The sequence below is a fragment of the Aeromonas bestiarum genome (assembly GCF_028751155.1).
Taxonomy (GTDB): Bacteria; Pseudomonadota; Gammaproteobacteria; order Enterobacterales; family Aeromonadaceae; genus Aeromonas; species Aeromonas bestiarum.
In genome coordinates, this window is sequence record NZ_CP064746.1 from 1,010,552 (window position 1) to 1,034,077 (window position 23,526).

General features: G+C 62.5%; 24 protein-coding genes, 3 pseudogenes and 1 other annotated feature. Of the genes and pseudogenes, 16 read left to right on the forward strand and 11 right to left on the reverse strand.

Annotation, left to right across the window (positions count from 1 at the left end; translation table 11 throughout):
- Positions 1 to 18 precede the first annotated feature (18 nt).
- The 5 genes from IU367_RS04960 (at position 19) to IU367_RS04980 (ending at position 5,751) form a co-directional block, all read left to right on the forward strand.
- Positions 19 to 867, forward strand: coding sequence for a patatin-like phospholipase family protein (locus IU367_RS04960; protein ID WP_274453579.1), 849 nt, complete (start codon positions 19 to 21; stop codon positions 865 to 867).
- A 544-nt stretch (positions 868 to 1,411) separates the two neighbouring features.
- On the forward strand, positions 1,412 to 2,386 hold the full coding sequence (locus IU367_RS04965) for an L-tyrosine/L-tryptophan isonitrile synthase family protein (RefSeq protein WP_241278555.1): 975 nt from the start codon (positions 1,412 to 1,414) through the stop codon (positions 2,384 to 2,386).
- Between the two features lie 10 nt (positions 2,387 to 2,396).
- Positions 2,397 to 3,272, forward strand: a complete 876-nt coding sequence (locus IU367_RS04970) for a TauD/TfdA dioxygenase family protein (protein ID WP_274453580.1) — start codon at positions 2,397 to 2,399, stop codon at positions 3,270 to 3,272.
- Positions 3,272 to 4,555, forward strand: a complete 1,284-nt coding sequence (locus IU367_RS04975; protein WP_274453581.1) for a glycosyltransferase — start codon at positions 3,272 to 3,274, stop codon at positions 4,553 to 4,555. Before IU367_RS04970 ends, IU367_RS04975 begins: the two co-directional genes overlap by 1 nt.
- A gap of 269 nt (positions 4,556 to 4,824) precedes the next feature.
- Entirely contained in the window at positions 4,825 to 5,751 is a 927-nt protein-coding gene (locus IU367_RS04980; protein ID WP_043135772.1) for a L,D-transpeptidase family protein, read from the forward strand.
- Between the two features lie 72 nt (positions 5,752 to 5,823).
- On the opposite strand, the gene IU367_RS04985 is transcribed toward IU367_RS04980, so the two are convergent.
- From IU367_RS04985 to fldB, 6 genes and pseudogenes are all read right to left on the reverse strand, one after another.
- Positions 5,824 to 6,123 (reverse strand): type 1 fimbrial protein, encoded by a 300-nt coding sequence (locus IU367_RS04985; protein WP_274453582.1) that lies wholly within the window; start codon positions 6,121 to 6,123, stop codon positions 5,824 to 5,826.
- Positions 6,124 to 6,352: 229 nt separating this feature from the next.
- On the reverse strand, positions 6,353 to 6,745 hold the full coding sequence (locus IU367_RS04990; protein WP_274453583.1) for a VOC family protein: 393 nt from the start codon (positions 6,743 to 6,745) through the stop codon (positions 6,353 to 6,355).
- 276 nt (positions 6,746 to 7,021) lie between these two features.
- Entirely contained in the window at positions 7,022 to 8,362 is a 1,341-nt protein-coding gene (locus IU367_RS04995; protein ID WP_274453584.1) for a TldD/PmbA family protein, read from the reverse strand.
- The gene (locus tag IU367_RS05000) at positions 8,362 to 9,762 is read right to left on the reverse strand and encodes a TldD/PmbA family protein (protein ID WP_274453585.1); all 1,401 of its coding nucleotides are present in this window, start codon (positions 9,760 to 9,762) and stop codon (positions 8,362 to 8,364) included. The genes IU367_RS04995 and IU367_RS05000 overlap by 1 nt, the downstream gene beginning before the upstream one ends.
- A 188-nt stretch (positions 9,763 to 9,950) precedes the next feature.
- Positions 9,951 to 10,073: pseudogene (locus IU367_RS05005) on the reverse strand (flavodoxin FldB); the annotation flags it as partial.
- 144 nt (positions 10,074 to 10,217) lie between these two features.
- Positions 10,218 to 10,736, reverse strand: a complete 519-nt coding sequence (gene fldB, locus IU367_RS05015; RefSeq protein WP_042867526.1) for a flavodoxin FldB — start codon at positions 10,734 to 10,736, stop codon at positions 10,218 to 10,220.
- Between the two features lie 207 nt (positions 10,737 to 10,943).
- Between fldB and xerD the strand changes: the two genes are divergently transcribed.
- Positions 10,944 to 11,855: a site-specific tyrosine recombinase XerD gene (gene xerD, locus IU367_RS05020; RefSeq protein ID WP_043555079.1), complete on the forward strand. Its 912-nt coding sequence runs from the start codon at positions 10,944 to 10,946 to the stop codon at positions 11,853 to 11,855.
- A 66-nt stretch (positions 11,856 to 11,921) separates the two neighbouring features.
- On the opposite strand, the gene mscL is transcribed toward xerD, so the two are convergent.
- On the reverse strand, positions 11,922 to 12,329 hold the full coding sequence (gene mscL, locus IU367_RS05025; RefSeq protein WP_005317444.1) for a large-conductance mechanosensitive channel protein MscL: 408 nt from the start codon (positions 12,327 to 12,329) through the stop codon (positions 11,922 to 11,924).
- 260 nt (positions 12,330 to 12,589) lie between these two features.
- On the opposite strand from mscL, the gene IU367_RS05030 reads away from it, so the two are divergent.
- The 4 genes from IU367_RS05030 to nqrE all read left to right on the forward strand — a co-directional run bounded on the left by IU367_RS05030 (position 12,590) and on the right by nqrE (position 16,453).
- On the forward strand, positions 12,590 to 13,306 hold the full coding sequence (locus IU367_RS05030; RefSeq protein ID WP_274453586.1) for a disulfide isomerase DsbC N-terminal domain-containing protein: 717 nt from the start codon (positions 12,590 to 12,592) through the stop codon (positions 13,304 to 13,306).
- On the forward strand, positions 13,272 to 15,002 hold the full coding sequence (gene recJ, locus IU367_RS05035; protein WP_274453587.1) for a single-stranded-DNA-specific exonuclease RecJ: 1,731 nt from the start codon (positions 13,272 to 13,274) through the stop codon (positions 15,000 to 15,002). Before IU367_RS05030 ends, recJ begins: the two co-directional genes overlap by 35 nt.
- A 385-nt stretch (positions 15,003 to 15,387) precedes the next feature.
- On the forward strand, positions 15,388 to 15,699 hold the full coding sequence (locus tag IU367_RS05040) for a hypothetical protein (RefSeq protein ID WP_274453588.1): 312 nt from the start codon (positions 15,388 to 15,390) through the stop codon (positions 15,697 to 15,699).
- Between the two features lie 154 nt (positions 15,700 to 15,853).
- Positions 15,854 to 16,453 carry an NADH:ubiquinone reductase (Na(+)-transporting) subunit E gene (nqrE, locus tag IU367_RS05045; protein ID WP_042867538.1) on the forward strand — a complete coding sequence of 200 codons (600 nt, stop codon included), beginning with the start codon at positions 15,854 to 15,856 and terminating at the stop codon, positions 16,451 to 16,453.
- A 41-nt stretch (positions 16,454 to 16,494) separates the two neighbouring features.
- Here the strand turns inward: nqrE and IU367_RS05050 are convergent, their stop codons facing one another.
- The 3 genes and pseudogenes from IU367_RS05050 to IU367_RS05060 all read right to left on the reverse strand — a co-directional run.
- Entirely contained in the window at positions 16,495 to 17,067 is a 573-nt protein-coding gene (locus tag IU367_RS05050) for an RBBP9/YdeN family alpha/beta hydrolase (RefSeq protein WP_274453589.1), read from the reverse strand.
- 137 nt (positions 17,068 to 17,204) lie between these two features.
- Positions 17,205 to 17,708, reverse strand: coding sequence for a GNAT family N-acetyltransferase (locus tag IU367_RS05055; protein WP_274453590.1), 504 nt, complete (start codon positions 17,706 to 17,708; stop codon positions 17,205 to 17,207).
- Between the two features lie 130 nt (positions 17,709 to 17,838).
- A pseudogene (locus IU367_RS05060) lies at positions 17,839 to 18,463 on the reverse strand (IS1595 family transposase); the annotation flags it as partial.
- On the opposite strand from IU367_RS05060, the pseudogene IU367_RS22100 reads away from it, so the two are divergent.
- Positions 18,461 to 18,583: pseudogene (locus IU367_RS22100) on the forward strand (LPP20 family lipoprotein); the annotation flags it as partial. The pseudogenes IU367_RS05060 and IU367_RS22100 overlap by 3 nt on opposite strands.
- A gap of 60 nt (positions 18,584 to 18,643) precedes the next feature.
- Here IU367_RS22100 and pheA read toward each other — a convergent pair.
- Entirely contained in the window at positions 18,644 to 19,816 is a 1,173-nt protein-coding gene (pheA, locus tag IU367_RS05065) for a prephenate dehydratase (protein ID WP_043139906.1), read from the reverse strand.
- Between the two features lie 38 nt (positions 19,817 to 19,854).
- Positions 19,855 to 19,977 (reverse strand) — a sequence feature (Phe leader region).
- Positions 19,978 to 20,146: 169 nt separating this feature from the next.
- Between pheA and IU367_RS05070 the strand changes: the two genes are divergently transcribed.
- The 5 genes from IU367_RS05070 to IU367_RS05090 all read left to right on the forward strand — a co-directional run bounded on the left by IU367_RS05070 (position 20,147) and on the right by IU367_RS05090 (position 23,454).
- Positions 20,147 to 20,743: an HAD family hydrolase gene (locus tag IU367_RS05070; RefSeq protein ID WP_274453592.1), complete on the forward strand. Its 597-nt coding sequence runs from the start codon at positions 20,147 to 20,149 to the stop codon at positions 20,741 to 20,743.
- 31 nt (positions 20,744 to 20,774) lie between these two features.
- Positions 20,775 to 21,053 (forward strand): DUF6482 family protein, encoded by a 279-nt coding sequence (locus IU367_RS05075; protein ID WP_274453593.1) that lies wholly within the window; start codon positions 20,775 to 20,777, stop codon positions 21,051 to 21,053.
- A gap of 45 nt (positions 21,054 to 21,098) precedes the next feature.
- On the forward strand, positions 21,099 to 21,971 hold the full coding sequence (locus IU367_RS05080) for an adenine nucleotide alpha hydrolase family protein (protein ID WP_043554728.1): 873 nt from the start codon (positions 21,099 to 21,101) through the stop codon (positions 21,969 to 21,971).
- A gap of 97 nt (positions 21,972 to 22,068) precedes the next feature.
- Complete coding sequence (locus IU367_RS05085; protein ID WP_274453594.1) at positions 22,069 to 22,617, forward strand: DUF3157 family protein; 549 nt, start codon at positions 22,069 to 22,071, stop codon at positions 22,615 to 22,617.
- Positions 22,618 to 22,824: 207 nt separating this feature from the next.
- Entirely contained in the window at positions 22,825 to 23,454 is a 630-nt protein-coding gene (locus IU367_RS05090; protein WP_274453595.1) for an outer membrane beta-barrel protein, read from the forward strand.
- Positions 23,455 to 23,526: the final 72 nt, after the last annotated feature.

Here is a 23,526-nt window from a genome sequence, read left to right on the forward strand (position 1 = left end):
GCAAAACGGGGAGGCGAGATGAGTCGGCGACAGACGGCCCTGGTGGTCGAGGGGGGCGCCATGCGCGGCATTTTTGCCGCCGGTGTGCTGGATGCCTTTCTGGCACAGGGCAGGACGGCGTTCGATCACTGCATCGGGGTCTCGGCGGGGGCGGTCAATCTGGCGGCCTTTCTGGCCGGCCAGCGGGGGCGCAACCACAGCGTCATCACCGACTACTCCTGCCGCCCCGAGTTCATCAGTCTGGCCAGGTTTGTGCGCGGCGGCCACTGGCTCGATCTCGACTGGCTGTGGGCGATCACCATCCGCGAGTGCCGACTCGATCTGGCCCGCTTCGCCGCCAATCCGGTGCCGCTGACCGTGGTGGCCACCCGGGTCTCGGATGGTCAGGCCGCCAACCTCAAGGCCAATGCGGCCGAGCTGGAGCAGCAGATCAAGGCCTCCTGTTCTGTGCCCCTGGTCTATCGCGACTTCGTGCGCATCGGCGGGGAAGCCATGACGGATGGCGGGGTGGCCGATTCCATTCCGGTGCGTCATGCCTACGAACAGGGGGCACGCGACATCACAGTGGTGCTCTCCCGCCCCCTCGGTTATCGCAAGCGAGCGCCACGTCTGCCGGCCCTACACCGTTATCTGCTGCGCGGGACGCCGGCTCTGGCCCGCGCCAGTCTGGCGCGCCACCGCAGCTACAACGACGCCATCGATTTCATCCGCCAGCCACCGGCCGATTGCCGCATCCGGCTCATACACCCGCCGGCGGGTTTTCGGGTCGGCCGCATGACCACAGACAAGGGGAGGCTGGAGCAGGGCTACCAGATGGGCTGGCAGGCGGCCCTGGACTATCTGGCGGCCGACCCGACCCAGCCTTGAGTCCCCTGAGCGGCTCCGCCCGGGGCCGCCATCATGCAAAACCATGGCGATGCCGCTGCGGGTCAGGGATGAATCATCCCACCCGCACTCCCCGTCTTGATGACCAGAGCCAGCTTTTTTTCGTCCGTTTAATATGCAGCTGGATAATTGTTTGCGATATTTAAAGCGAAATGGTCAGCATTGCCGGCATGAAGAAATATCACTATTAAGTTGAGCTAAATAATCCACGAGTCAAATTGTGACTGAATAATAAAGCCGGTGGGGAACTTTCCTGACTGGCGCATTTTTAATGCGCCTCTATATTCATTAAATCTGTTTTTATTCATATACATAGTGTGAGTTAGCTTATGCGAAATAGATTATTAGCGCTGGGTTGAATCTCTTTACATTAATGGCGAATTGATAGCCTGACTTCATCTCGGCTACTGTCCCCTCTCGATTCGTTTGGGTAGCAAACGGATACATCAATAATAACGACAGAGACTGGACGCATTGATAAAGAGTCATCTTTATTGATTTTAATCCTGCCAAAGGAGCCGGAATAATGAGTGGTTTATCTTCCCATCAAATTGCCCGTGAGATATTTGCCGAGTTGTTGCCCTATCGTCGCCGCTTCCCCGATCCCATCCTGGATCGGCACAGCGAAGAGCAGGAGGTGGCCGCCATCCAGATCCCCCGGCTGCAGGCCTTCATCGAGCGGGGCGAGACCATCACCTGCGTCTTGCCCGCCTTCCCCACCAAGTCACCGAACCCGAACAAGGTGCTGGGCACCCTGCCGGACATGGCGGAGCGCCTCTCCCTCAGCTTTCTCAATCACCTCTGCCAGCGCATCCAGCTGCACTACAGGCCCGGCATGCGGATCCTCATCTGCTCGGATGGCCACGTGTTCGGTGACCTCATCCGGGTGCCGGATCCGGCCATCGACGCCTATCAGGCCCATATCGAGCAGCTGATCCTGGAGCTGGGGGCGACCCACCTCGGGGTCTTTCACCTGGGGATGGTGGCGGGCATGGCCGAGTTCTGCGCCAGCCGCGACTTCGACACCCTGCGCGAACAGCTGGTCGAGCGCTATGCCGAGCCGCTGGCGCAGATCAGTGAAGAGGTGAAGACCACCGAGGAGGGGGTTCGTCTCTATCGCGCCATGACCCGCTTCCTCTACGAAGACAGCCAGCTGCCGGACACGCCACTCTCCAACACGGCGCTGCAGCGGGATGCCAAGTCGCGCACCCATGCCGTGATCCAGCGCAGCCGCGCCTGGGGCAACCTGCTGGCTGAGCGCTTCCCCGAGGCCATCCGCCTCTCCATCCACCCCCAGGCCAGCCACAGCCTGAAGATGGGCATTCACATGCTGCCGACCCGGGATGACTGGCTCACCCCCTGGCACGGGGTGGCGGCCAATCTGGATGGCCAGTTCGTGCTGATGAAGCGGCGCGACGTGCTGGCTCTGGAGCACGAACTGGTCCACATCCATGGCCGTCCCAGTCATTACCTGATCCACAGCAAGCAGGCCGCCGCCTGAGGAGTTCACCATGACAGCATCCATCATTCCCCTCGGCGGCGAGCATTGCCGCATTCACCCCCAGGCCCCCTTTGGTCTGTTGATCGAACCGGCCCGGGAGGGGCAGGCTGTGCAGGCCCTGCCGGTCGAAGCGCTGCGTGAACTGGCCCGTCGTCACGGCGTGCTGATCCTGCGCGGATTCGAGTCCGGCTTCACCGACCCCGAGCGGCTGACCCGCTATGGCGAGGCGTGGGGCGAGATCATGATGTGGCCGTTCGGCGCCGTGCTGGACGTGAAGGAGCACGAGAACGCCACCGACCACATCTTCGACTCCAGCTATGTGCCGCTGCACTGGGATGGCATGTACAAGCCGACCCTGCCCGAGTTCCAGCTGTTTCACTGCGTGCACGCTCCGGCGGCCGACGAGGGGGGGCGCACCACCTTCATCAATACCCGCCAGTTGCTGGTGGATCTCGATGGCGAGCGGCTGGCCCGCTGGGAGCGGGTGCATATCACCTATCGCATCAAGCAGGTGGTGCACTACGGCGGCGAGGTGAGCTCGCCCCTGCTGGTGCCCCACCCGGTGAGCGGCGAGACCGTCATGCGCTACAACGAGCCGCCGCGCGAGGGGGTGCGCTTCCTCAATCAGCATGCGCTGCAGATTGAGGGGATCCTGCCCGATGAGCAGGCCGCCTTCCTGCAGGATCTGCACGAGCGACTCTACGATCCGCGCTACTTCTATGCCCACCAGTGGCAGCCGGGGGACGTGGTGATCGCCGACAACCTCGGCCTGCTGCACGGGCGGGAAGGCTTCACCGCCCGCTCGGCGCGCCACATCCAGCGGGTCCATATCCAGGCCAGCCCGCTCTGCCTCAACCCGGCGCTGGCGCCGCAAGGAGCGGCGTGATGGCGACCATTTTGCTGGCTGCCACCGCCACCCCGGGCCACGTCAATCCCATGCTGGCGGCGGCCCGCCTGCTGGTGGAGGAGGGGCACAGGGTGTTGATGCTGTGCGGCGCCCTGTTCGAGCAGCGCATCCGCCAGAGCGGCGCCGAGTTTGTGCCCTTCTCCCCCGAGCTGGATTTTGACTACCGGGCGCTGGAGCAGCACTTCCCCGAGCGGGCCAGCCTGAGCGGTACCGCCCAGATGGCGCTGGCGCTCAGGCGTTTCTTCGCCGCGCCCATCCCGCAGCACGGCCGCCGCTTGCGGGCGCTGATCGCGGAAGAGGGGGGGGATCTGCTGCTGGTGGAGAACGGCTTCTACGGTGTGCTGCCGCTGTTGCAGCAGGCGCGCAGCCGGCGCCTTCCCATACTGATGCTGGGGGTGAACCCTGTCTCCTTCTCGAGCCCGGATGCCATCTTCTACGGCCCGCGTATTCCTCCCGAGCTGCGTCGCTCCCTTGGCGAGCTGCCCTGGCTGGATGAACAGACCAGGCGACTGCAGGCCGAGGTACAGCAGTGCTTCGATGTCGCGCTGGCCGAGGCGGGGGCACCGCCGCTGGCGGCCCCCTTCACCGACGTGATGGTGACGGCGCCCGATGCCTTCCTGCAGCTCTCCTGCGCCGGCTTTGAATACGAGCGGCCCGAGCTAGAGGGGGTGATCCGTTATGTCGGCCCCCTGCTGCCACCCCGGATTGAGCTGGTGCCGCCGCCCTGGTGGGAGCAACTGGATGAACGGCCGCTGGTCATCGTCAGCCAGGGCACCCTGGCCAACGTGGATCTGGGGCAGCTGCTGATCCCGGCCATGCAGGGGCTGGCGGGTGACGAGCTGCAACTGCTGCTGACCACGGGCGGACGGGATCCGGCGCTGCTGGGTCCATCCATCCCCGCCAATGCCATCGTTACCGAGCATGTGCCGTTCGAGCTGGCGCTGCCCCGCGCCGCCGTGCTGGTGACCAACGGCGGCTATGGCTCTGTGCAGGCCGCACTGGCCCACGGGGTGCCGCTGGTGGTGGCGGGCACGGGGGAGGACAAGGCTGAGGTGGCGACCCGGGTGGCGTGGAGTGGCGTTGGCATCAATCTGCACAGCAACGAGCCGACGGCAGAGGCCGTGGCCGCCGCGGTGCGCAAGCTGGTGCGCGAGCCGCGCTATCGGGCTCGGGCGCGCCTGCTGGCCGACGAGATGGGAAGGCTGGATGCCAGGGCTGCCATCGCCGGGGCGGTGACGACCCTGCTCGCCAACACCCGATAACGGAGGGAGGCCGATCTGGCCTCCCTTTTTGTTCAGCTTCTGCTCAGTTTGCGGTTGTTAGCCTGCTTGCCAGCTAAAGAGCAGGCGCCGGCGGCGATGGATGCACTTTTTCATGCAAAAAGAGCCATCCCGACGTTGAATTTTTGGCCGACTCAGGAAAGAATGCGCGCTCGGTTATTGACCTCGGGCGCAGGGTGACTCGTCACAGGCCAGACCGAGGATGACACGGCCCCCGGCCAACTTGGTACAGGAAACCACACAGGAATTTTATGAATCCCCTTCGCACTGCCGCTTCGGCCCTTTTATGTACTCTGACGCTGGTCAGCCATCAGGCCGCCGCCGTTGAATACACACTGCCCGCGGCCAACAGCCGCCTGATCGGTGAGAACCAGGAATACGTGGTGCCTGCGGACAACCGTCCGCTGGAGCAGATCGCCTCCGACTTCCAGTTGGGCCTGACCAACATCATGGAAGCCAACCCGGGCGTCGACCCCTATCTGCCGACACCGGGCAGCAAGCTGGTCATCCCCCATCAGCTGATCCTGCCGAATGCGCCCCGTGAAGGGATCGTCATCAACGTGGCCGAGATGCGCCTCTACTACTACCCCAAAGGCAAGAATGTGGTGGAAGTGCTGCCCATCGGCATAGGCCAGCTGGGTGTGAATACCCCGGAAAACTGGATCACCAAGGTGGAGCGCAAGCGCGCCAACCCGACCTGGACCCCGACCGAGAACATCCGTCGCCGCTACGCCGCCCAGGGCAAGACACTGCCTGCGGTCTGGCCGGCCGGTCCGGACAACCCCATGGGTCTGCACGCCCTCTACATCGGCAACCTGTATGCCATCCACGGCACCAACGCCACCTTCGGCATAGGTCTGCGGGTGAGCAGTGGTTGCGTGCGTCTGCGTGCCGACGACATCAAGTACCTGTTCGACAAGGTTCCGGTCGGTACCCGTGTCCAGTTCGTCAACCAGCCGGTCAAGTCCACGGTCGAGCCGGATGGCGGTCGCTACATGGAAGTCCATGAGCCGCTGTCGCGCAACGAGGAGGAGTTCAACTCCACCACGTCCGTGCCGCTGCCCATGACCCCGGCCATCACCCGCTTCATCGCCCACATGGACAGCGACTCCAATGTGGTCAAGCAGGTGCTGGAACAGCGTACCGGCATGCCGACCCGTCTCAACCCGCAGGCCTGATGGCCCGGGAGACCCGGTAATGAACAACGGCGACCTTGTGGTCGCCGTTGTTGTTTCTGGCATTGGTGAGAGCTATTCGTGGCTGATGGTGATCACCGCCATGGTATGGCGTTGGTCAATCCATCGACAGGAAACCTGGCTGCTGGCGAGACGCAGTGGCGACTGTTTCGCCAACTGCTGCAGATTGAGTGTCTCTGTGGTTTGCGCTGGGCCCGAGAGGCAGGTGACCTGCATCTGATCCTGTTGCTGCTTGATACGGCAGGCATCTTCCACTATGGCTCCGCTGAAGCTGATGCGTCCCGTACTGGTTGCCGGCACCGCCTGTGCCGTGGAGATGGTGGCGAGGGTGAGCGCTACTGCGATTGTCTTCATGCAGACCTCCTGATTGTCTTGCACGCTGGTAGGAAACCACTTTTTCATTGCCTTGCACTGTCACTATCGACCTGACCAGAATGGATCTGAGTATTATTTGACCGCTTGCCATGTCGCCCGGCGCTGGCGGGTTGACTGAAAAAACAGGGCAACCCAGAGGTTGCCCTTGCTATGGCCGCCGGCTGCGGGTGACAAGGCCGCGTACATCCAGACGCGGCGCTCATCTGGCTCAGGGGGCGGGAGGGGCGTAGAGGGCAAGCCAGTTGCCTTCGGTATCTTCTATGATGACCCGGGATCCATGGCCGCTGCCGATGCTGTGCAAGGGTTCGAGCACGCGTCCGCCTAGCCTTGGGACCATCTGCTCGGCCTCCCTCAGGCGGTCATTCAAGGCAAGGTAGATGAGAGGGCCAGTGCCGCCCGGCTGGTGGTATTTATCCATGGGGCCGAGGCAGGCCGCCGCGTTGTTGCCATCGTGGCGCAGCATGGCGAAGCGTATCTCCTCCTGTATCGGCGTGACCGGCACGTCGAGCAGGGCCGAGTAGAAGGCCATGGCGCGATCCAGATCCCGTGTCGGAATGTCGGCCCAGACCAGGGTATTGTCCATCTTGGTGATCTCCAGCATGTTCCGGCCGATGCGACCGGCGGCTCTTGGAACCAGTCCACGATCTTGCTGCGAGACCGTGATCAAGGCTCATGCGCTGCTCGGAATCCTCACGTATATGTATACGCTCCGGTTCCTGCGCTGCTCTTTAACCTTGCTGACGGCCTCTCGCGACAGGTCGTAGACAGGTTCTTAGAGGGTAGGAGTGGCCACTGAGGGACGCCAGAGGCAAAAAAACGGCGCCTGATGGCGCCGTTTTTGGGTGGGGAAGTGAAGTCTTTTCCCCTCGAGATACAGTTACTTGCCTGCGATATTTAGCCCACCAAAGCGGATGAGGGGCGCGTAGAAGCCCTTGCCATCGTCGTGGTGCAGCCGATCGCCGACCGCCTCCAGCTCGCCCAGCAGGCGATAGAAGTTGCCCGCCACCGTGATGCCGCGCACCGGCTGGATGCGAACACCGTCCCGGCACAGGAAGCCCGACGCCCCGAACGAGAAGTCGCCGCTCACCGCATCGGCACCGGAGTGCAGACCGTCCAGCTTGACCAGTTCCAGATACTCGCCGGTTTTGACCTCGGCCTCGCTGTGGGGGCCTGTGCCAAACACCAGGTGGCGCGCCGTCACATCCAGCGCGCCGCGGGCGCTGCGCGCTGCCGAGCCGTTGCTGGCCAGGCCGAAGTGGTGAGCGGTGGCGCTGTTGTGCAGCAGCGTCTTGAGCTCGCCCTCGCCAATCAGCAGCAGATCCGAGGTGGGGGCCCCTTCACCGTCAAACGCCTTGATGTTCATGCCGCCCGGCATATAGGCCCGGCTCTCCAGGGTGAGCCAGCGGGAGGCCACAGACTGGCCCAGCTTGCCCCGCCAGGGGTTGATCCCCTGCTGGGCCCACTTGCCCGACAGCGCCGCCTGGAAGCAGCCAAACAGGCTGGCGAAGCAGTTGGTGCTGAAAATAGCGCTGTAGTGACCACTCGGCACGGCTTCCCCCGGCAGCAGGCCGTCGGCCACGGCATGGATCTGCGCTATGAGGGACTGGCTGTCGAGTTCGTCGAAGCGACGGCCATACTGCCCCTGGGAATGCATGGACTGGCGGCCAGCCCGCTCGATCAGCGCCGAGGTGTAGCAGCCGACGCTGAATTCACTGTGCTGGCAGAGGCTGCCCAGGCTGTTGGCGAGCCAGAGCCGGCTCTCCCCCTCGAAGAAGCTGTTGTAAGGTGCGCCAGTCACGTCCGGCAGGGCCAGCATGTCCGCCTCGAGGCGCAGGGCCAGGGCGATTTTCTCCTCCGCCGCCGTGGTGTCGGGCTGGTTTATCTCGGCGCAGTCGGTGGTGATCCGGCTGTTGGCCACCGAGATGCGCTGATCCGCATCCAGCTTGGCGAAGCGGCTGGCATCGAGCGCATCCTGCAGCATGGCATCCAGCGCCGGCTCATCCAGGGATTCCGAGTAGGCGATGCCGACCCGGCCATCCTTGATGAGGCGGATGCCGATCTGCTGGCTGCTGGTGACCTTGTATTCACCCAGCTCGCCCTTGTCGGCCTTGAGGGAGAAAGCCTTGTCCCGATTGGCTATGATGTCCGCCTCGGCATTGATATCGGCGACCTTGTCCAGCAGGCGGGTGAGCAGAGTGTTCATATCGAGTTGGCTCATCAGGCGTTACCTCCGACCAGAATATTGTCGACCTTGAGTGGTGGCTGGCCGACGGACGCCGGGATCGAGCCTGAGACAGAGCCGCACATGCCAGCAGCGATGGCGAGATCGCGGCCCACCATGGAGATCTCTTTGAGCACCTGGGGCCCTGTGCCGATCAGGGTGGCCGACTTGAGCGGCCGGGTGATCTTGCCCCCCTCGATGAGGTAGGCCTCCTGCACGTTGAAGTTGAACTCGCCTGTGCCCGGCTGCACAGATCCGCCGCCCATCCGCTTGGCATAGATGCCGTGTTCCACCGTCGCCAGCATCTCGTCCAGGCTGTGGCTGCCCGCCTCGATATAGGTGTTGCGCATGCGCGACGCCGGGGCGAAGCGATAGGATTCGCGTCTTCCTGAGCCGGTGCGGGCATAGCCGGTTCTAAGCGCTCCCATGCGATCGACCAGGAAGCCAGTCAGCACGCCATCCTTGATGAGCTGGGTGTGCTGGGTCGCCATGCCCTCGTCATCGACGTTGATGGAGCCCCAGGCGTTGCCCTGCAAGCCTTCGTCCACCGCGTTGACCACTGGGTTGGCGATGAGCTGGCCCATCTTGTCGTGGAACACCGAGGCCTTCTTGGCCACCGAGGTGGTCTCCAGCAGGTGGCCGCACGCCTCGTGGAAGATGACGCCGCCAAAGCCGCTCTCCATGATGACCGGCAGGGTGCCGCTCGGGCAGGGGGCTGCGCCGAGTTTCACCAGCGCCTGGCGGGTGGCGGTGAGGGCCAGTTCGCGCGGGTCTATGAGGGCCGCGTGTTCCCAGCCCATCATGGCGCCGGGGGCCTCGTAGCCCACGCTCTGCTCGCTCCCTTCCATGGCTATGGTCTGGGCCATGATGCGGTTGTAGTGGCGACGATCGGCCACTTGCAGCCCTTCGCTGTTGAAGATCTCCACCTCCTGCTCCCAGCCCAGGGCATTGCCCGAGAACTGGCTTACCTTGGTGCTCTCGGCGCGGGCCGCGGCATCCATGGCGTGCAGATAGGCAATCTTCTGCTCCAGCAGCTTGTCGGCACCGAGCGGCAGGGTGACCGGGTTGCGGTCCGTGAAACGGCTGAAGTCGAAGGCGGTGGCGGTCACTACTGGGTTGCGTCTGTCCTTGGCCGCCAGCAGGGTGACGATGCGCAGCAGCTCGTTGCGATCGGCCAGGTTGGTGTAGCCGTAGAGCACCTTGTGGCCGTAGCAGAGGCGCACGCCTATGCCGAAATCGAGGCCGCCGCTGATGTTCTCTATCTGGCTGGAGAGCAGGCTGAGCTGGCTGCGGCGCTTGCGCTCCACAAACAGCTCGGCGAAGTCGGCACCGAGCGCCAGCGCGTGATCGAGCACGTCGCGGGCAATGGCGGGGGCCAACAGGGAGAATGAGGTCATAGAATATCCTTTTCTGGTCTGTTTCCTGTTTGCTTCCGACACCCTTCTGATTGTGTTATGGGGTGTCGATTGCATTGTTGCAGACCAGCACAAAAAAGTCGCTATAGCGTCATGCGATGATACCGATTGAGAAAATCGGTGCGATTCGTGCGCCCGGCGGCCCAGATCCAGGCCGCCGGCAGGAGAGGTTAGAGCAGATCGTGGATCTCGCTCAATATCTGGTCGACCCACTGTTCGATGCGGGATTCGGTCTGGTCGTACTGGTTGGCGTCGTCGAGGACCAGGCCGACGACAAGATGATGGCCATCGTCAAACCACCTGGATCAGAGCAGCTCGTGGATCTCGCTCAGGATCTGGTCGACCCACTGTTCGATGCGGGGTCGGTCTGGTCCCATTGGCTGGCGTCGTCGAGGACCAGGCCGACGCAAGATGATGGCCATCGTCAAACCGGCAAGTCAGAGCAGCTCGTGGATCTCGCTTAATATCTGGTCGACCCACTGTTCGATGCGGGATTCGGTCTGGTCGTACTGGTTGGCGTCATCGAGCGCCAGGCCGACGAAGTGACGGCCATCGTCGATCAGCGCCTTGGAGGCATCGAACTCATACCCCTCGCTGGGCCAGTAACCCACCAGCTTGACCCCCTTGGGTACCAGCTGATCGTGCAGCAGGCCGAGGGCATCCTGATACCATTCGCCATAGCCCAGCTGATCGCCCAGGCCGAACAGGGCTATGATGCGCCCCTCCAGATGGACATCCTTGATGTCCTCCCAGCGGGATTCCCAATCTTCCTGCAGTTCGCCAAAGTCCCAGGTGGAGATGCCGAGGATCAGGATGTCGTACTCCTGCATGCGGATGAGGGGCACATCCTTGATGTTGTGGAGATCGACCAGCTCCGGGCCTATGAGGGCGCGGATCTTCTCGGCGGCCATCTCGGTGTAACAGGTGGTGGAACCGTAAAACAAACCTATCTTCATCGCACTGTCCTTACCGTAAAACAGATAGCTCTTTATCCTGGCGGCGCGTGGGGCTGGCGCGCGCGGAGGCAGCAGGGAGGGGCGCCAGTTTAACAGATTGCCCGGCACCCTTCACGGGGCAAGCGTGGTGCAGGCCTCATCAGATCCCGCTGTCGCCCGGCGCCGGGCGCGCTACAATGGGCCACCGTTTGCCCAAGACCCAGTACCATGACCAAGCCAGCGCCTGCCGTGCACAATCATCCCCTGATCGAACCCTTCCTCGACGCCCTCTGGCTGGAGCGGGGTCTGTCTGACAACACTGTCAGCTCCTATCGCAGCGATCTGGAAAAGTTTGCCCTCTGGCTCGATGAGCAGGGCAGCTCTTTGCTGCTGGCCGGGATGGACGAGATCCAGCACTACCTCGCCTGGCGGGTGGATCACCAGTTCGCTGCCAGCAGCACGGCCCGCTTTCTGTCTGCCCTGCGCCGCTTTTATCAGTATCTGAACCGCGAAAAGCTGCGCAGTGATGACCCGACCGTGCTGCTGGAGGGGCCCAAGCTGCCCAAGAAGCTCCCCTCCGATCTCAGTGAAGGGGAGGTGGAGGCGCTGCTGGCGGCGCCGCTGGTGGACGATCCACTGGAATTGCGGGACAAGGCGATGCTGGAGCTGCTCTACGCCACCGGGCTGCGGGTCTCCGAGCTGGTGGGGCTCACCGCCGAGCATGTCAGCCTGCGCCAGGGGCTGGTGCGGGTGGTGGGCAAGGGCAACAAGGAGCGGCTGGTGCCCATGGGGGAGGAGGCTATCCACTGGCTCGAGCGTTACTACCGGGAGGCCCGCACCCTGCTGCTGGGGGGCACCAGCTCGGATGTGGTGTTCCCCTCCAGGCTGGCCCGCATGATGACCCGCCAGACCTTCTGGCATCGCATCAAGCTCTATGCTCTGCGCGCCGGGATCCAGGGCGAGCTCTCTCCTCACACCCTGCGCCACGCCTTTGCCACCCATCTGCTCAACCACGGCGCCGATCTGCGGGTGGTGCAGATGCTGCTGGGTCATGCGGATCTCTCCACCACCCAGATCTACACCCATGTGGCGAACGAGCGACTCAAGGCGCTGCACGGGGAGCACCACCCCCGCGCCTGAGCCGCTGACGCGCAACAAAAAACCGCCCGAGGGCGGTTTTTTTAAACACACGACAGGAGTTGGCGCTTATTTTCCCTGCTGGGATTTGAGCAGATCGCGGATTTCGCTCAGCAGCTCCTGATCCTTGGTGGGACCAGCGGGGGCGGCTGCCTCTTCCTGCTTCTTCTTGAGGGTGTTGATGGCCTTGAGCCCCATGAAGATGGCGAAGGAGATGATCAGAAAATCTATGATGGTCTGGATGAACTTGCCGTAGGCGATGACCACGGCCGGGGTCGCACCCTCGGCGGCCTTCAGGGTCACGGCGAGATCGCTGAAGTCCACTCCCCCCAGGATCAGACCAATTGGCGGCATGATGACATCACCCACGAAGGAGGAGACTATCTTGCCGAAGGCGGCACCTATGATGATACCGACCGCCATGTCGATGACGTTGCCCCTGGCTGCAAAGGCCTTGAACTCTTGAATCAGACTCATGTTTCCCTCCAAAAATGGGCAGAGTGCGGCCGCTGCCGCACCAAGGTTTGAATAATAAAGCATCAGGAAAACAGAGGGATGACCGTCTTGTTTCCTGTCGTCACGGCTAGCTTGCTGGGCCTCTGCCCAATTGGCAACCTGTCAGGGAGGGATTTTTTTGCAGCCCTCGCTATTAATCAATCAGTAATTAACAGGTTGAGGCCAGTATATGGCCTGAGTTACCTTGTGAGTCCATTCGTTCATGCCAAGTGAGTAAAAGAGTGAAGCATTTACTACTGGGAATGATGCTGCTGTGCACCTTGGCTGCCAGCGCGGGGATGGATCCCCAATTATTGAAACAGCGTATAGAGCAGCGGCTCGGGGTTCAGGTCTATCTGGTGGATGCGACCCCCATGCCCGGCCTCTTCATGCTGGGCACCAGTCAGGGGCCGCTCTATGCCGATGCCAAGGGAGACTATGTGCTCCAGGGCATCATGCTGGATCTGGGCCACGACATGAAAAACCTCACCATGCTGGGCCAGCGTCAACAACGGCAGCGGGCCCTGACCCAGATCGGCGAACGGCGTATGCAGCTCAAGGCGGTGCCCGAGCGTCACAGCATCACACTCTTTACCGATCTGACCTGCCGCAGCTGCCGTACCTCGCTCGATGAGCTGCCCATACTGCAGGCGCAGGGGGTGAGCGTGCAGCTGCTGCCTGCGCTGAGTACCTTCGCCGATCTGGCCGAGGCGCAGGCGCGCTGGTGCGATCCCGCCCTGTTCAGTGAACTCAGTCTCAGTGATCGTTTGCCTGCGGCCGGTTGTAATGAGATCCTTGCCCATCATATCGGCCTGAGCCAGTGGCTCGGGATCAAGGCGCTGCCGAGCTGGGTCCTGCCAAACGGGGATCTGGTTCGGGGTTATCAGAGCCCTGAACAACTGCTCAAGATACTGGATCACATCAATGCCCCTGCAAATCCGTCGTCGTCCGCGAGTTGATGATTCCCATCTGCCCGCCACCCTGCATCCACTGCTTCGTCAAGTCTTCGCCAGCCGTGGCGTAGAGGATCCCGTCCTGCTGGAGCGCAGTGCCAGCTCGCTGCTGCCGCCCCAGCGCCTGTTCGGCATGGAGCAGGCGGTGCCGCTGCTGGCGGCGGCGCTCACCGCCCAGCAGCGCATCCTGATCGTTGGTGACTTCGACTGCGACGGCGCCACCAGCTCGGCCCTGTGCGTGCTGGCGCTGCGGGCCATGGGCGGCAAGCACATCGACTTTCTGGTGCCCAACCGCTTCGAGTTCGGTTACGGCCTCACCCCCGAGATAGTCGAGCTGGCGGTGGCGCGCGGCGCCGAATTCCTCATCACGGTAGACAACGGCATCTCCAGCATCGCCGGGGTGGCGGCGGCCAAGGCGGCCGGCATGCAGGTTCTGGTCACCGATCATCACCTGCCGGGCCAGGAGCTGCCTGACGCCGATGCGATAGTGAACCCCAACCAGCACGGCTGCGACTTCCCCTCCAAGTCCCTGGCCGGGGTGGGGGTGGCCTTCTATCTGATGGCGGCCCTCAACACCCACCTGCGCCAGCTGGGCTGGTACGAGCGCCAAGGCATTCGCGCCCCCAATGTGGCGGATTATCTGGATCTGGTGGCGCTTGGCACGGTCGCCGACGTGGTGGCGCTGGATGGCAACAACCGCATCCTGGTGCACCAAGGGCTGCAGCGGATCCGGGCCGGTCGCTGCCGTCCCGGCATCCAGGCGCTGGTGGACGTGTCGGGCCGGGACGGCCGCCGCCTCACCGCCGCCGATCTCGGCTTCGCGTTGGGGCCGCGCCTCAACGCCGTGGGCCGGCTCGACGACATGTCCCTCGGGGTCGCCTGTCTGCTCAGCGATGACCTCAATCTGGCGCGCCAGCTCGCTTCCGAAATGGACAGCCTGAACCAGGAGCGCAAGGAGATAGAGCAGGGGATGCAGCAGGAGGCGCTCGCCACCCTGGAGCAGATCCGTTTCCGGGACGGCGAGGTGCCCTCCGGCATAGTGCTGCACAGAGACGAGTGGCATCAGGGGGTGGTGGGGCTGGTGGCCTCCAAGGTGAAGGAGAAGTACTACAGACCGGTGATCGCCTTCGCCGAGAGCAGCGACACCGAGCTCAAGGGCTCGGGTCGCTCCATCCCCGGCGTGCACCTGCGCGATGCCCTCGAGCTGCTCGATACCCGTCATCCGGGCCTGATGGGCAAGTTTGGCGGTCATGCCATGGCGGCCGGGCTGACCCTGCCCAAGGCCAATATCGAGGCCTTCGGCCGGGCCTTCGAGACGGTGATAAGCGAGCTGGTGACCCCCGAACTGCTGACCGGGGTGCTGCTCACCGACGGCGAACTGCTGCCCGATGAGCTAAGCCTTGAGCTGGCGGAGCTTATTCGCGCCTCCGGCCCCTGGGGCCAGGCCTTCCCCGAGCCGCTGTTTGACGGCGAATTCGTGCTGGTGCAGCAGCGGCTGGTGGGGGAGAAGCACCTCAAGATGATGCTGACCACGGATTCGGGCCATGCGGTGGATGCCATCGCCTTCGGGGTCGATCTCAAGCGCTGGCCGGACGCCTCGGTGAAGCGGGTGCGGCTGGTCTATCGGCTCGATGTCAACGAGTGGCGCGGCAACCGCAGCGTGCAGCTGCTGGTGGAGCATCTGGAGGCGGCCGGTCTCTAGCCGTTGGTCGCCTGTCAGCTGTCTTGTCACGGCCATCCCTCGGGGTGGCCGTGTTGTTGTGGGCGGTTGCACTTCGGGGCCCACACTGCGAATGTTCCCTTCGCGCATGGTGGTTTTAAATTGCCGGCTTTATTGATAACGAGGGTTTTTAGTATCAATCCACGCTGATTTGCAGGGTTTCAAATTCAATAAAAAGATGGATTGTGATATATTCGGCCTCGCTGAATCCTCTTTTCAAGAAGGGACTGCCCGCTTGTCACCCTCTGGCCGACTCTCGACCTGGGCGATGGCTCTTGCCATCGCCAGTCTGCTGTGACTTGCCGCCTTTGCCGCGGCAGAGGTCGGTGCAGCCGTTCGTCAGGCCTCGGTCGGCCAGGGCGCCGCGATGCAGTTGCACGAGCCGTCCGATCCCGGGTTCGTCAACAGCGTCAGCCTGCCGCCGGGCGGCCAGTGGCGGCTCAGCTTCGAGCAGGGGCGGCGGCTGGAGAGCGCCGGCCACCCCGAGCTTTATCAGATGCTGCTGGCCTGGTTCCAGCACGAGATCCTGGGTCTGCTCTACGGCCTGCTGTTCTTCCTGCCCCTCATCTACCTCAGGCAGCTGTCCGATTACTTCGGTTACCTGCACAAACGCCTGCTGGTCTGCCATCACCTGCAATTTCGCTTCTGCCACGGCCACTCGCGTCCGGCTTGCTGCTGAGCGCGCACCGGATCCCGGCGTTTCCCCGTCGACTGACTGTTTGACCCCTCTGCTGGCTGACGCCTGCGATCGGTTGCCGCGCCTTGTTGCCCCTGCTATCCCACCCGCCGTGCGGGAGCCGGGCCCTTATCTGCACAAGCTGTGAGCCGATCCGATGGATTATTATGTAAACCTGTTTATTCAGTCGATTTTTGTCGAAAACCTGGCGCTGGCCTTCTTTCTGGGCATGTGTACCTTCCTGGCCGTTTCCAAGAACATCAATACCGCCTTCGGCCTGGGCCTGACGGTGCTGGTGGTCATGGTGATCGCCATTCCCCTCAACAACCTGATCTACCGCCATATCCTGCGGCCCGAGAGCACCTTCCTCGGCGAGTTTGATCTCAGCTTTCTCGATTTCATCGTCTACATAGGGGTGCTGGCCGCGCTGGTGCAGGTGATGGAGATGGTGCTCGACAAGCACTTCCCGGCGCTCCATCACGCGCTGGGCATCTATCTGCCGCTCTTGACGGTGCACTGTGCCATCTTCGGCGGTGTCATGTTCATGGCCCAGCGGGATTACGATTTCATCGAATCCATAGTGTATGGGGCGGGTTCAGGGCTTGGCTGGTTGCTGGCCATCGTCGCCATCGCCGGCCTGCGCCAGAAGATGAAGTATTCGGATGTGCCCGAGGGGCTGCGCGGCATCGGCATCACCTTCATAGTGGCCGGGCTGATGTCGCTCGGCTTCATGTCCTTCTCCGGCATGTCGCTCTAGGCACGCCACCTGTGAAAACGGCCACTTGCGTGGCCGTTTTGCTATGCGGCGGGGGCTATCATCCCCAGCAGCCGGTCGTGGACCAACGGCAGTGTCAGGAAGCCGTCCCGGTCGAGGAAGTGGCCACCCTGCTCCAGGCTGTAGAGCGGCGCGGCCAGCTGCTCGCTCAGGTGCTGGCAGTAGCGATAGGGCACTATGGCATCGTCGCGGGAGGCAACCACGACGCGTTGGGGCGCCAGGGTCATGATGTGCGCCGGGTCGTAGCCCGGCTGCATGAAGGGATCCAGTTCCGGCAGGGTGTGCAGCGGCTGATCGAAACCGGACACCAGCAGGATCCCGCCCACCCGGCGGGAGACGGGCAGGCGGCTGAGCTGACGCAGTATGGCGATGCAGCCGAGGCTGTGGCCGAGCAGGAAGGTGCGCTCATCGTGATCCCGGACCAGACTGTCCATGGCGGCATCCCAGGCGGCCGGTTCCGGCAGGTGCGGGTCCGGCATGGCCAGCACCTCGACCTGAATGTCGCGGGCTTCGAGCTGCTGCTTGAGCCAGGGGAACCAGTGGGACTGGGGGGAGGCAGTGTAGCCGTGCACTATGAAGACGCGGGTGTGTGACATGAGCATGATCCTGAAACGGGGCAACAGGGAATGAAAACCGTGCCGCTGCGGCAACTGGCCAGGGCGGCCACATAATACCAGCGCCCCTGGGTGCCGACACGTCCCTGTCCGGGTGATACAGGGGAGGGACAAACCGCTCAGCCCAGGCGCTTGGCCATGTTGTAGCCGGTGATGGCGAAGCCCGCCTCCTGGTAAAGCGCCAGGGCACGCGGGTTGTCGTACGCGACCCGCAACTTGATCTGGCTGATGCCACGGGCCCTGAGCTCGGCCTCCAGCACCGCCATGGCGGCCTTGCCGATGCCCTGGCTGCGGTGAGCCGGGGCGACATAGAAGTCATAGATAAAGGTGGCGCTGGCATCGGGGTCGATGGCGTGCCAGAGATAGCCCAGTGGCTGCACCTCTGAGGTCGCAAGCGACCCCTCTTCGCTTGCGGGCAGGATGCAGAGCAGGCTGTGGCCGGCGGTGGCTATCCCCTGCGGCAGGGAGTGCAGCAGGGAGGCTTCGGCCTTGCGACGGGCGGTGGCGAGATCATGGCCATGATTACTGGCGATATCCTGCGCATAGTCCTCGATGAAGTAGGTGCAATAGGCGGGGTAGTGGGCCTGGCTCATGGGGATCAGGCGAACGAGGGGGGTTGGCATACAGCACATCACTCAAAGGGAGAAGGGGGTTCACGTTAACCCGGCGGCGAAGTGAGCGCAAACGGCGCTGGCTGCTGTCGGGAGCCGGAACGGCGTCAGCCCGCGGCTGGCCCATAAAAAAGGCTATGTCCCAATTACGTGTTGCATGGGGCGCCACACTATGGAACCGCTCCATCCACTCCTTTAGCCGACGGTGATATCCGTTCACGTGCTGGATGTGATATGCCCTAATGACCCGCTCACCTTGGCGATTACACACTACCTGGTGATAACGTGCTGAAACTGGCATATACCCCAGCGCCATCACTACAGGGCATCGCGTCGGGGGCGATGAGGGGGACCAACACCGCCCTGACCGTTTGGGTGTCCATCTTACCCAGTTGGAAGTCTGCCAGCTGGCCTGCACGGTCTTGCACCACCATCACCGGGACTGTAATCCGGGTCGGTCCCACGGGTTCGCCCTTTACCATCACGATGCCTTGCCGGGCGAAGTAAGCCTCATTGTCCTTTAAGCGATTCGAGGACGAAGATTTCATCCACTTCCACGATCCCCTCCTCTCGTATCTCCTTCCGCAGCGTATGGCTGCTTGACGGACGGTGAGCCCGCCGATGAGAGCCTGGGCATAGGCTTCCCAGCATGCGGCCTTGCGCAATCTGGCCAAGGGGGGACTGGTGAGAACGGAACTTGTATGCAAACACTGTTTGCAGCGGTAGCGACGCAGTCCTCGGCTCCAGCCCCAGGGGGCTAAGTCGGCAGCGAGCGTGGCGCCCGGGTGGTGGCCTCCTATCCCCGTGGCAATACCTATGCCACCGAGATGGAGCTCGATACCCGCGCCCTCTACAACATCAACCAGTTGATGGCCGGTCAGTTCTGACGGTGAGGCAGAAAAACAAAAGGCGAACATGATGTTCGCCTTTTTTGTTGGCAAAAACGGTCAGTTGCCCATCAGTACCGGCGGCACTGTGGTTGGCTTGACGTCTTCGCTCGGGTAACAGCCCAGCACCTTGATGTAGCGGGTGATCTTGGTCAGCTCCATCAGCGCGGCCTGCATGGCCGGGGTCTGCAGGTTGGCGGACACATCCAGATAGAACATCTCTTCCCAGGGGTTGCCTTGTACCGGCCTGGACTCTAGCTTGGTCATGTTGATCTCGTTGTTGCGCAGCACCAGCAGCGCCTCCACCAGGGAGCCGGGCTTCTGGGAGGTGGACATGATGAGGGTGGTCTTGGCCGGAATTTGCGGCGCCACGTCGATGGGCTTGCGCGCCACTACGATGAAGCGGCTGTAGTTCTCCTTCTGGTTGGCGAGCTGCTCGGCCAGCACGTCCAGTCCGTACAGCTCACCGCCAGCCGCGCTGCCGATCGCCGCCGCCTCCGGGCTTGCCAGCTCTTTCACCTTCATCATGGCGCTGGAGGAGGAGTCGCAGATCTCGTGGCGCGCCCCTTCCAGCTTGCTCAGGTAGTGGGAGCACTGCTGGAACACCTGCGGGTGGGCATAGAAGGTCTTGATGCGGCCAAGCTCGGTCGGCACTGCGGTCAGGATGCAGTGCTCTATGGGGTAGGTCAGCTCGCCGACGATGGAGAGGCTGGTGTGCTGCATCACGTCATACACCTCGTTGATGGAGCCCGAGCTGGTGTTCTCTATGGGCAGTACGCCGAAGGCGGCGCGACCCGACTCCACCGCATCCAGCACCTCGCGAAAGTTCTGGCAGTTCACCTCTATCACCTGATCCTTGTAGCGGGCCAGATACTTGCGAGCCGCCAAGCTGGAGTAGGAACCACGCGGGCCCAGATAGGCGACGCTGGTCATGGGCTCCTGCTGCTCCGGGTTGAGCAGGCTCTGCAGATAGGCCTGCTGGGAGAGCACGGAATCTTCGATGATGGTGTGATAGATGCGGGTGATGTACTGGGCATCCAGCCCCAGCACACGCCCTTTCTGGATCAGGGCGACCAGCAGATCCTGCTCGCGCTGGGTGTCGCGGATGGGACGGGGATTGGCCTGCTTGGCACGGGCGACCTCTATGCTGAGGGTCTTGCGCTTGGCCAGCAGGGCAAGCAGCTCCTGATCCAAGCGGGTGATGTCTTGTCTGATCTCGTCGAGTGTAGCCATGGTGGTTCCCTATCCAAATAATCGAGTGTGGTAGCTGCAAAAAAAAGCCTCCGCTAGGGGAGGCTCGATTCGTCTTTGCTTTCTGTTCATGCGACGACAGGGCCTTCCCTCATGTGGGCCGGATAAACGAGAAAGCAAAGAGGAATGGTGCGTGCATGGGTCTGATCCTGAAAATATCGTCATAACCATTAAGGGATTTGGGCCTGGGATGCAAGTAAAACTTGCCCGGGGGAGGCGAACGGGGCAGGGTATTGGCGTGTGCAGACGAGCTGTTCAAGCGCCATGTGGCGGCGATTGGCTCGGAGGCAGAGGCATCAGGAGGAGGTCACAATGGCGATTATTCTCGATCTGGGACGGGTGGTGGTGAGCTGGGATCCGGTAGCCATAGTGCGCTCGGTGCGAGGGCCTGACGACGCCGAGGCGCTGGCGGAGCGGCTGTTCAACCACCCGGACTGGCTGGAGGTGGACCGCGGCACCCTGTCGCTGCACACCATGGCCCGCCAGGCGCAGGGGCGCACCGGCCTGCCTGCGGCCCAGAATCTCGCCATTTTGCAGGCGGTGCCCGCATCGCTCCTGCCGGATCCCGCTATGCTGACCCTGATAGAGACGCTGCACGGGGCGGGCCACCGCCTCTATGCGCTCTCCAACATGGGTCATGCCAGCATCGACTGGCTGGAGCAGCACGCATTCTGGCGCTTCTTCAGCGGCAAGGTGGTATCGGCGCGGGTACGTATGATGAAGCCGGAGCCGGATATTTATCGCTATCTGCTGGTGTCGTTCGACCTGAAGGCCGACGAGTGCCTGTTCATCGATGACAGCCCCGCCAACGTGGCTGCCGCGCAGGCGCTGGGGATCGGGGGGCTGGTGTTTACCGATGTGCCCAGCTGTCGTCAGCAGCTGCTGTCGCTGGGCTATCTGCCCGGTTGAGCCGACAGTCTGGAGTGCTCAAGGAGACGTTATGGAGCATGGCCGGTTTCGCAATTGGTTGAGTCACTATCCGGATGCCGGCCTGCTGATCGCCTGCCTGGATGGCAGCGGTTACCAGCTCTGTGTCGAGGTCGACGGCGAGATGCAGTGCCTCACCGACAGCGAGGAGGGCAGGCTGACGTTCGGCTCCCTCGAGCAGGCTGAGGGCTTTTTGCGAGCCCATCAGGTGCATCAGGCGAAACTGCGGATTTATGATGCGCAACAGGATGAAAATGATGGTAATTGGCAGGAGATGATCATTAAATTCTGATTTATCCCTCTCCTTTAAGGGTTTATTCAGGATTGTTGCGGCACAATGGCGACCAATTCATCATCCGGTGTAGTCGTTATGGATGCCAATATAGTTGTGCTGAATCGAGGATACGATCAGACCTTTCAGGCCAGGGAGCAGCAGCTTGTCGAGACCCTGGCCAGCTACGGCGAACTGGTGGTCTCCTTCTCCGGCCGACTGGAATCCTGCTACAGCATGGATTTGTGCCGCGCCAGCGGGGTCCGGATCCGGGCCCTCACCCTGGACAGCCCGACCCGCAGCCGCAAGGAGGTGGCGCGGGCCAAACGCTATTGCCAGCGCTACGGCATAGAGCAGAGAGTCATCAAGACCGACGAGATGATCTTCTGCGATCACCTGCGTCACCTCAACGAGGTGATAGACCCGGTACGCTACATCTGCCATCTCACCGCGCTCGAAACCGACTGGAGCCATCTGCCCATGCTGCTGCCCGCCCCGGTCGAGGAGTTGCAGGAGTATTTGCGCCGTTTCGGCAGCCTGCCGGCCAACACCCTCTGGCTGTTTGCCAAGCAGGGCATGACCCACAGGGACTTTCGTTACGGCTTCAACAAACGGCAGCTGGGGCGTTGGGGCAAGAGCGCCCATGGCTGCCTGAGCCGTCGCTTCTCCGATCCCGAGCTGGTGGACAAGCGCCATCTGCGCATGGTGGACATGGCGGAGCAGATGCTGGCCGACATGGGGCTGGAGGAGGCGCAGGTGTTCTTTCATACCCTTTCGGATCAGGCGACCACACTGGCACGGGTGCGCGTACCGCTGCGGCTGCGTGCCCAGGCATTCGACCTGCAACCGGACATTCTCAATGCCCTCAAGAGCACAGAGTTCGATCTGGTGACGCTGGACATGGTGCAGGAGGAGGATCGGCAGGAGCTGGCTTGCTGACGGCGGCAGAGGGCAAGAACGTGAGTCGGGTCATAGGCAAGTCGGAGCCGACTCTTTATACTGACGCCCTTTTCCATCGACGCCGAGCCATCACCCTATGAAACCCTTGTCCCGCCTGCTGGTTGCCCTCTGTCTGTCGCCCTTGCTGGCACAGGCTGCGCCCCTGACCCAGGTCACCCTGCCGGATGGCCGCCAGGTGCAGCTCAACGATGACTTCACCTGGGAATACCTGCTGATCAAGCCGACGGCGAGCGGTGAGGTGGTCACGGGTGCGGTGGCCGTCCCCGTGCTGACCGAGCAGGCGATGACCAATCCGGATCTGCTGGCCCAGGCGGTCAAGGACGGGATAAGCGTCAAGCTCGACAAGATTGAGGGCTCGGATCCCCTGTCGCTGCAATTCATTGTGAGCAACACGGGCAGCCGCAGCGTGGTGCGGGTACGCGGCAGCGTCACCCTGTTCAGCGAGCAGGGTGCCCAGCTGGTCAAGCAGGAGGCCCGTTTCTGGGTGGGCGAGAACCGCCTGCCGGAGTCCTACCTGCGCAAGGGCCAGCAGCGTCCCTCCCTGGTGCTGGAGATGCCGCGTCCGGCCGGTCTGACCGGCAAGCCCCTGGTGCGGGTCGAGATTGAGGAAGTGGAGTTCCGCTAACCCCTCGCCACACAGACACCAGCTGCCAAACAGGCTCCATCACCGAGCCTGTTTGGATTCAATTGTTAATCCGGTAACCGCCAGCAACAGTTGCTTACATCTGACATGATTTGGCAACAGCTTGCCGCTCGGCATTCCCCCTCCTGCTCGGCACAATGGTTCCATTCCAGCTAGGTCTCAACTAGCTCAACACGTGGAGTCATCAAAATGAAAAAAGTGGCACTTTCTGTTCTGGTTCTGGCCGGTTTCGCTTCTACTTCTGCTCTGGCACAGGATGCCTTCAGCTACGCCAAGGGCGGCCTGACCTGGGCACACACCAAGTCCGATTACATCGGCGGCAAAGACGGCAACAACCGCGACTTCGGTGGCCTGAGCCTGGATCTCTCCAAGAGCTTCGGTTCCAACTTCTACGGCCGTCTGGGCAGCGAATTCACCTCCCGCAACGATGGCAACGACAGCATGGGCCTCTCCAGCCTGGGTCTGGGTGTCTACACCCCGCTCAGTACCGGTCTGAACCTGTATGGTGAAGCGGGTCTGATGGGTTACACCATGGAGCGTCAGGTGACTGCCAACGTGAAGGACAGCGGCTGGGATGTGATCACCCGCAAGAACAGCGGCAGCATGTACGGTGAAGTGGGCCTGCGTTACGACATCGGCGCCGTCGAGCTCTCCACCGGCTACCGCTACGCCAACATGACCGACGACATGCACGATTTCAAAGTGGGCGCCGCCTACAAGGTGAGCCAGAACCTGGCCCTCACCGCCGATTACACCTACCGCAAGTGGGACCTGCAACAGGGTTCCATCTCCAGCCTGGGTGTGAAGTACAGCTTCTAATCCTGTTTCCTGTAGTGTCTTCATTTTTGCCCATGACGTCTGTCATGGGCTTTTTCATTTTCTGGTGATCCT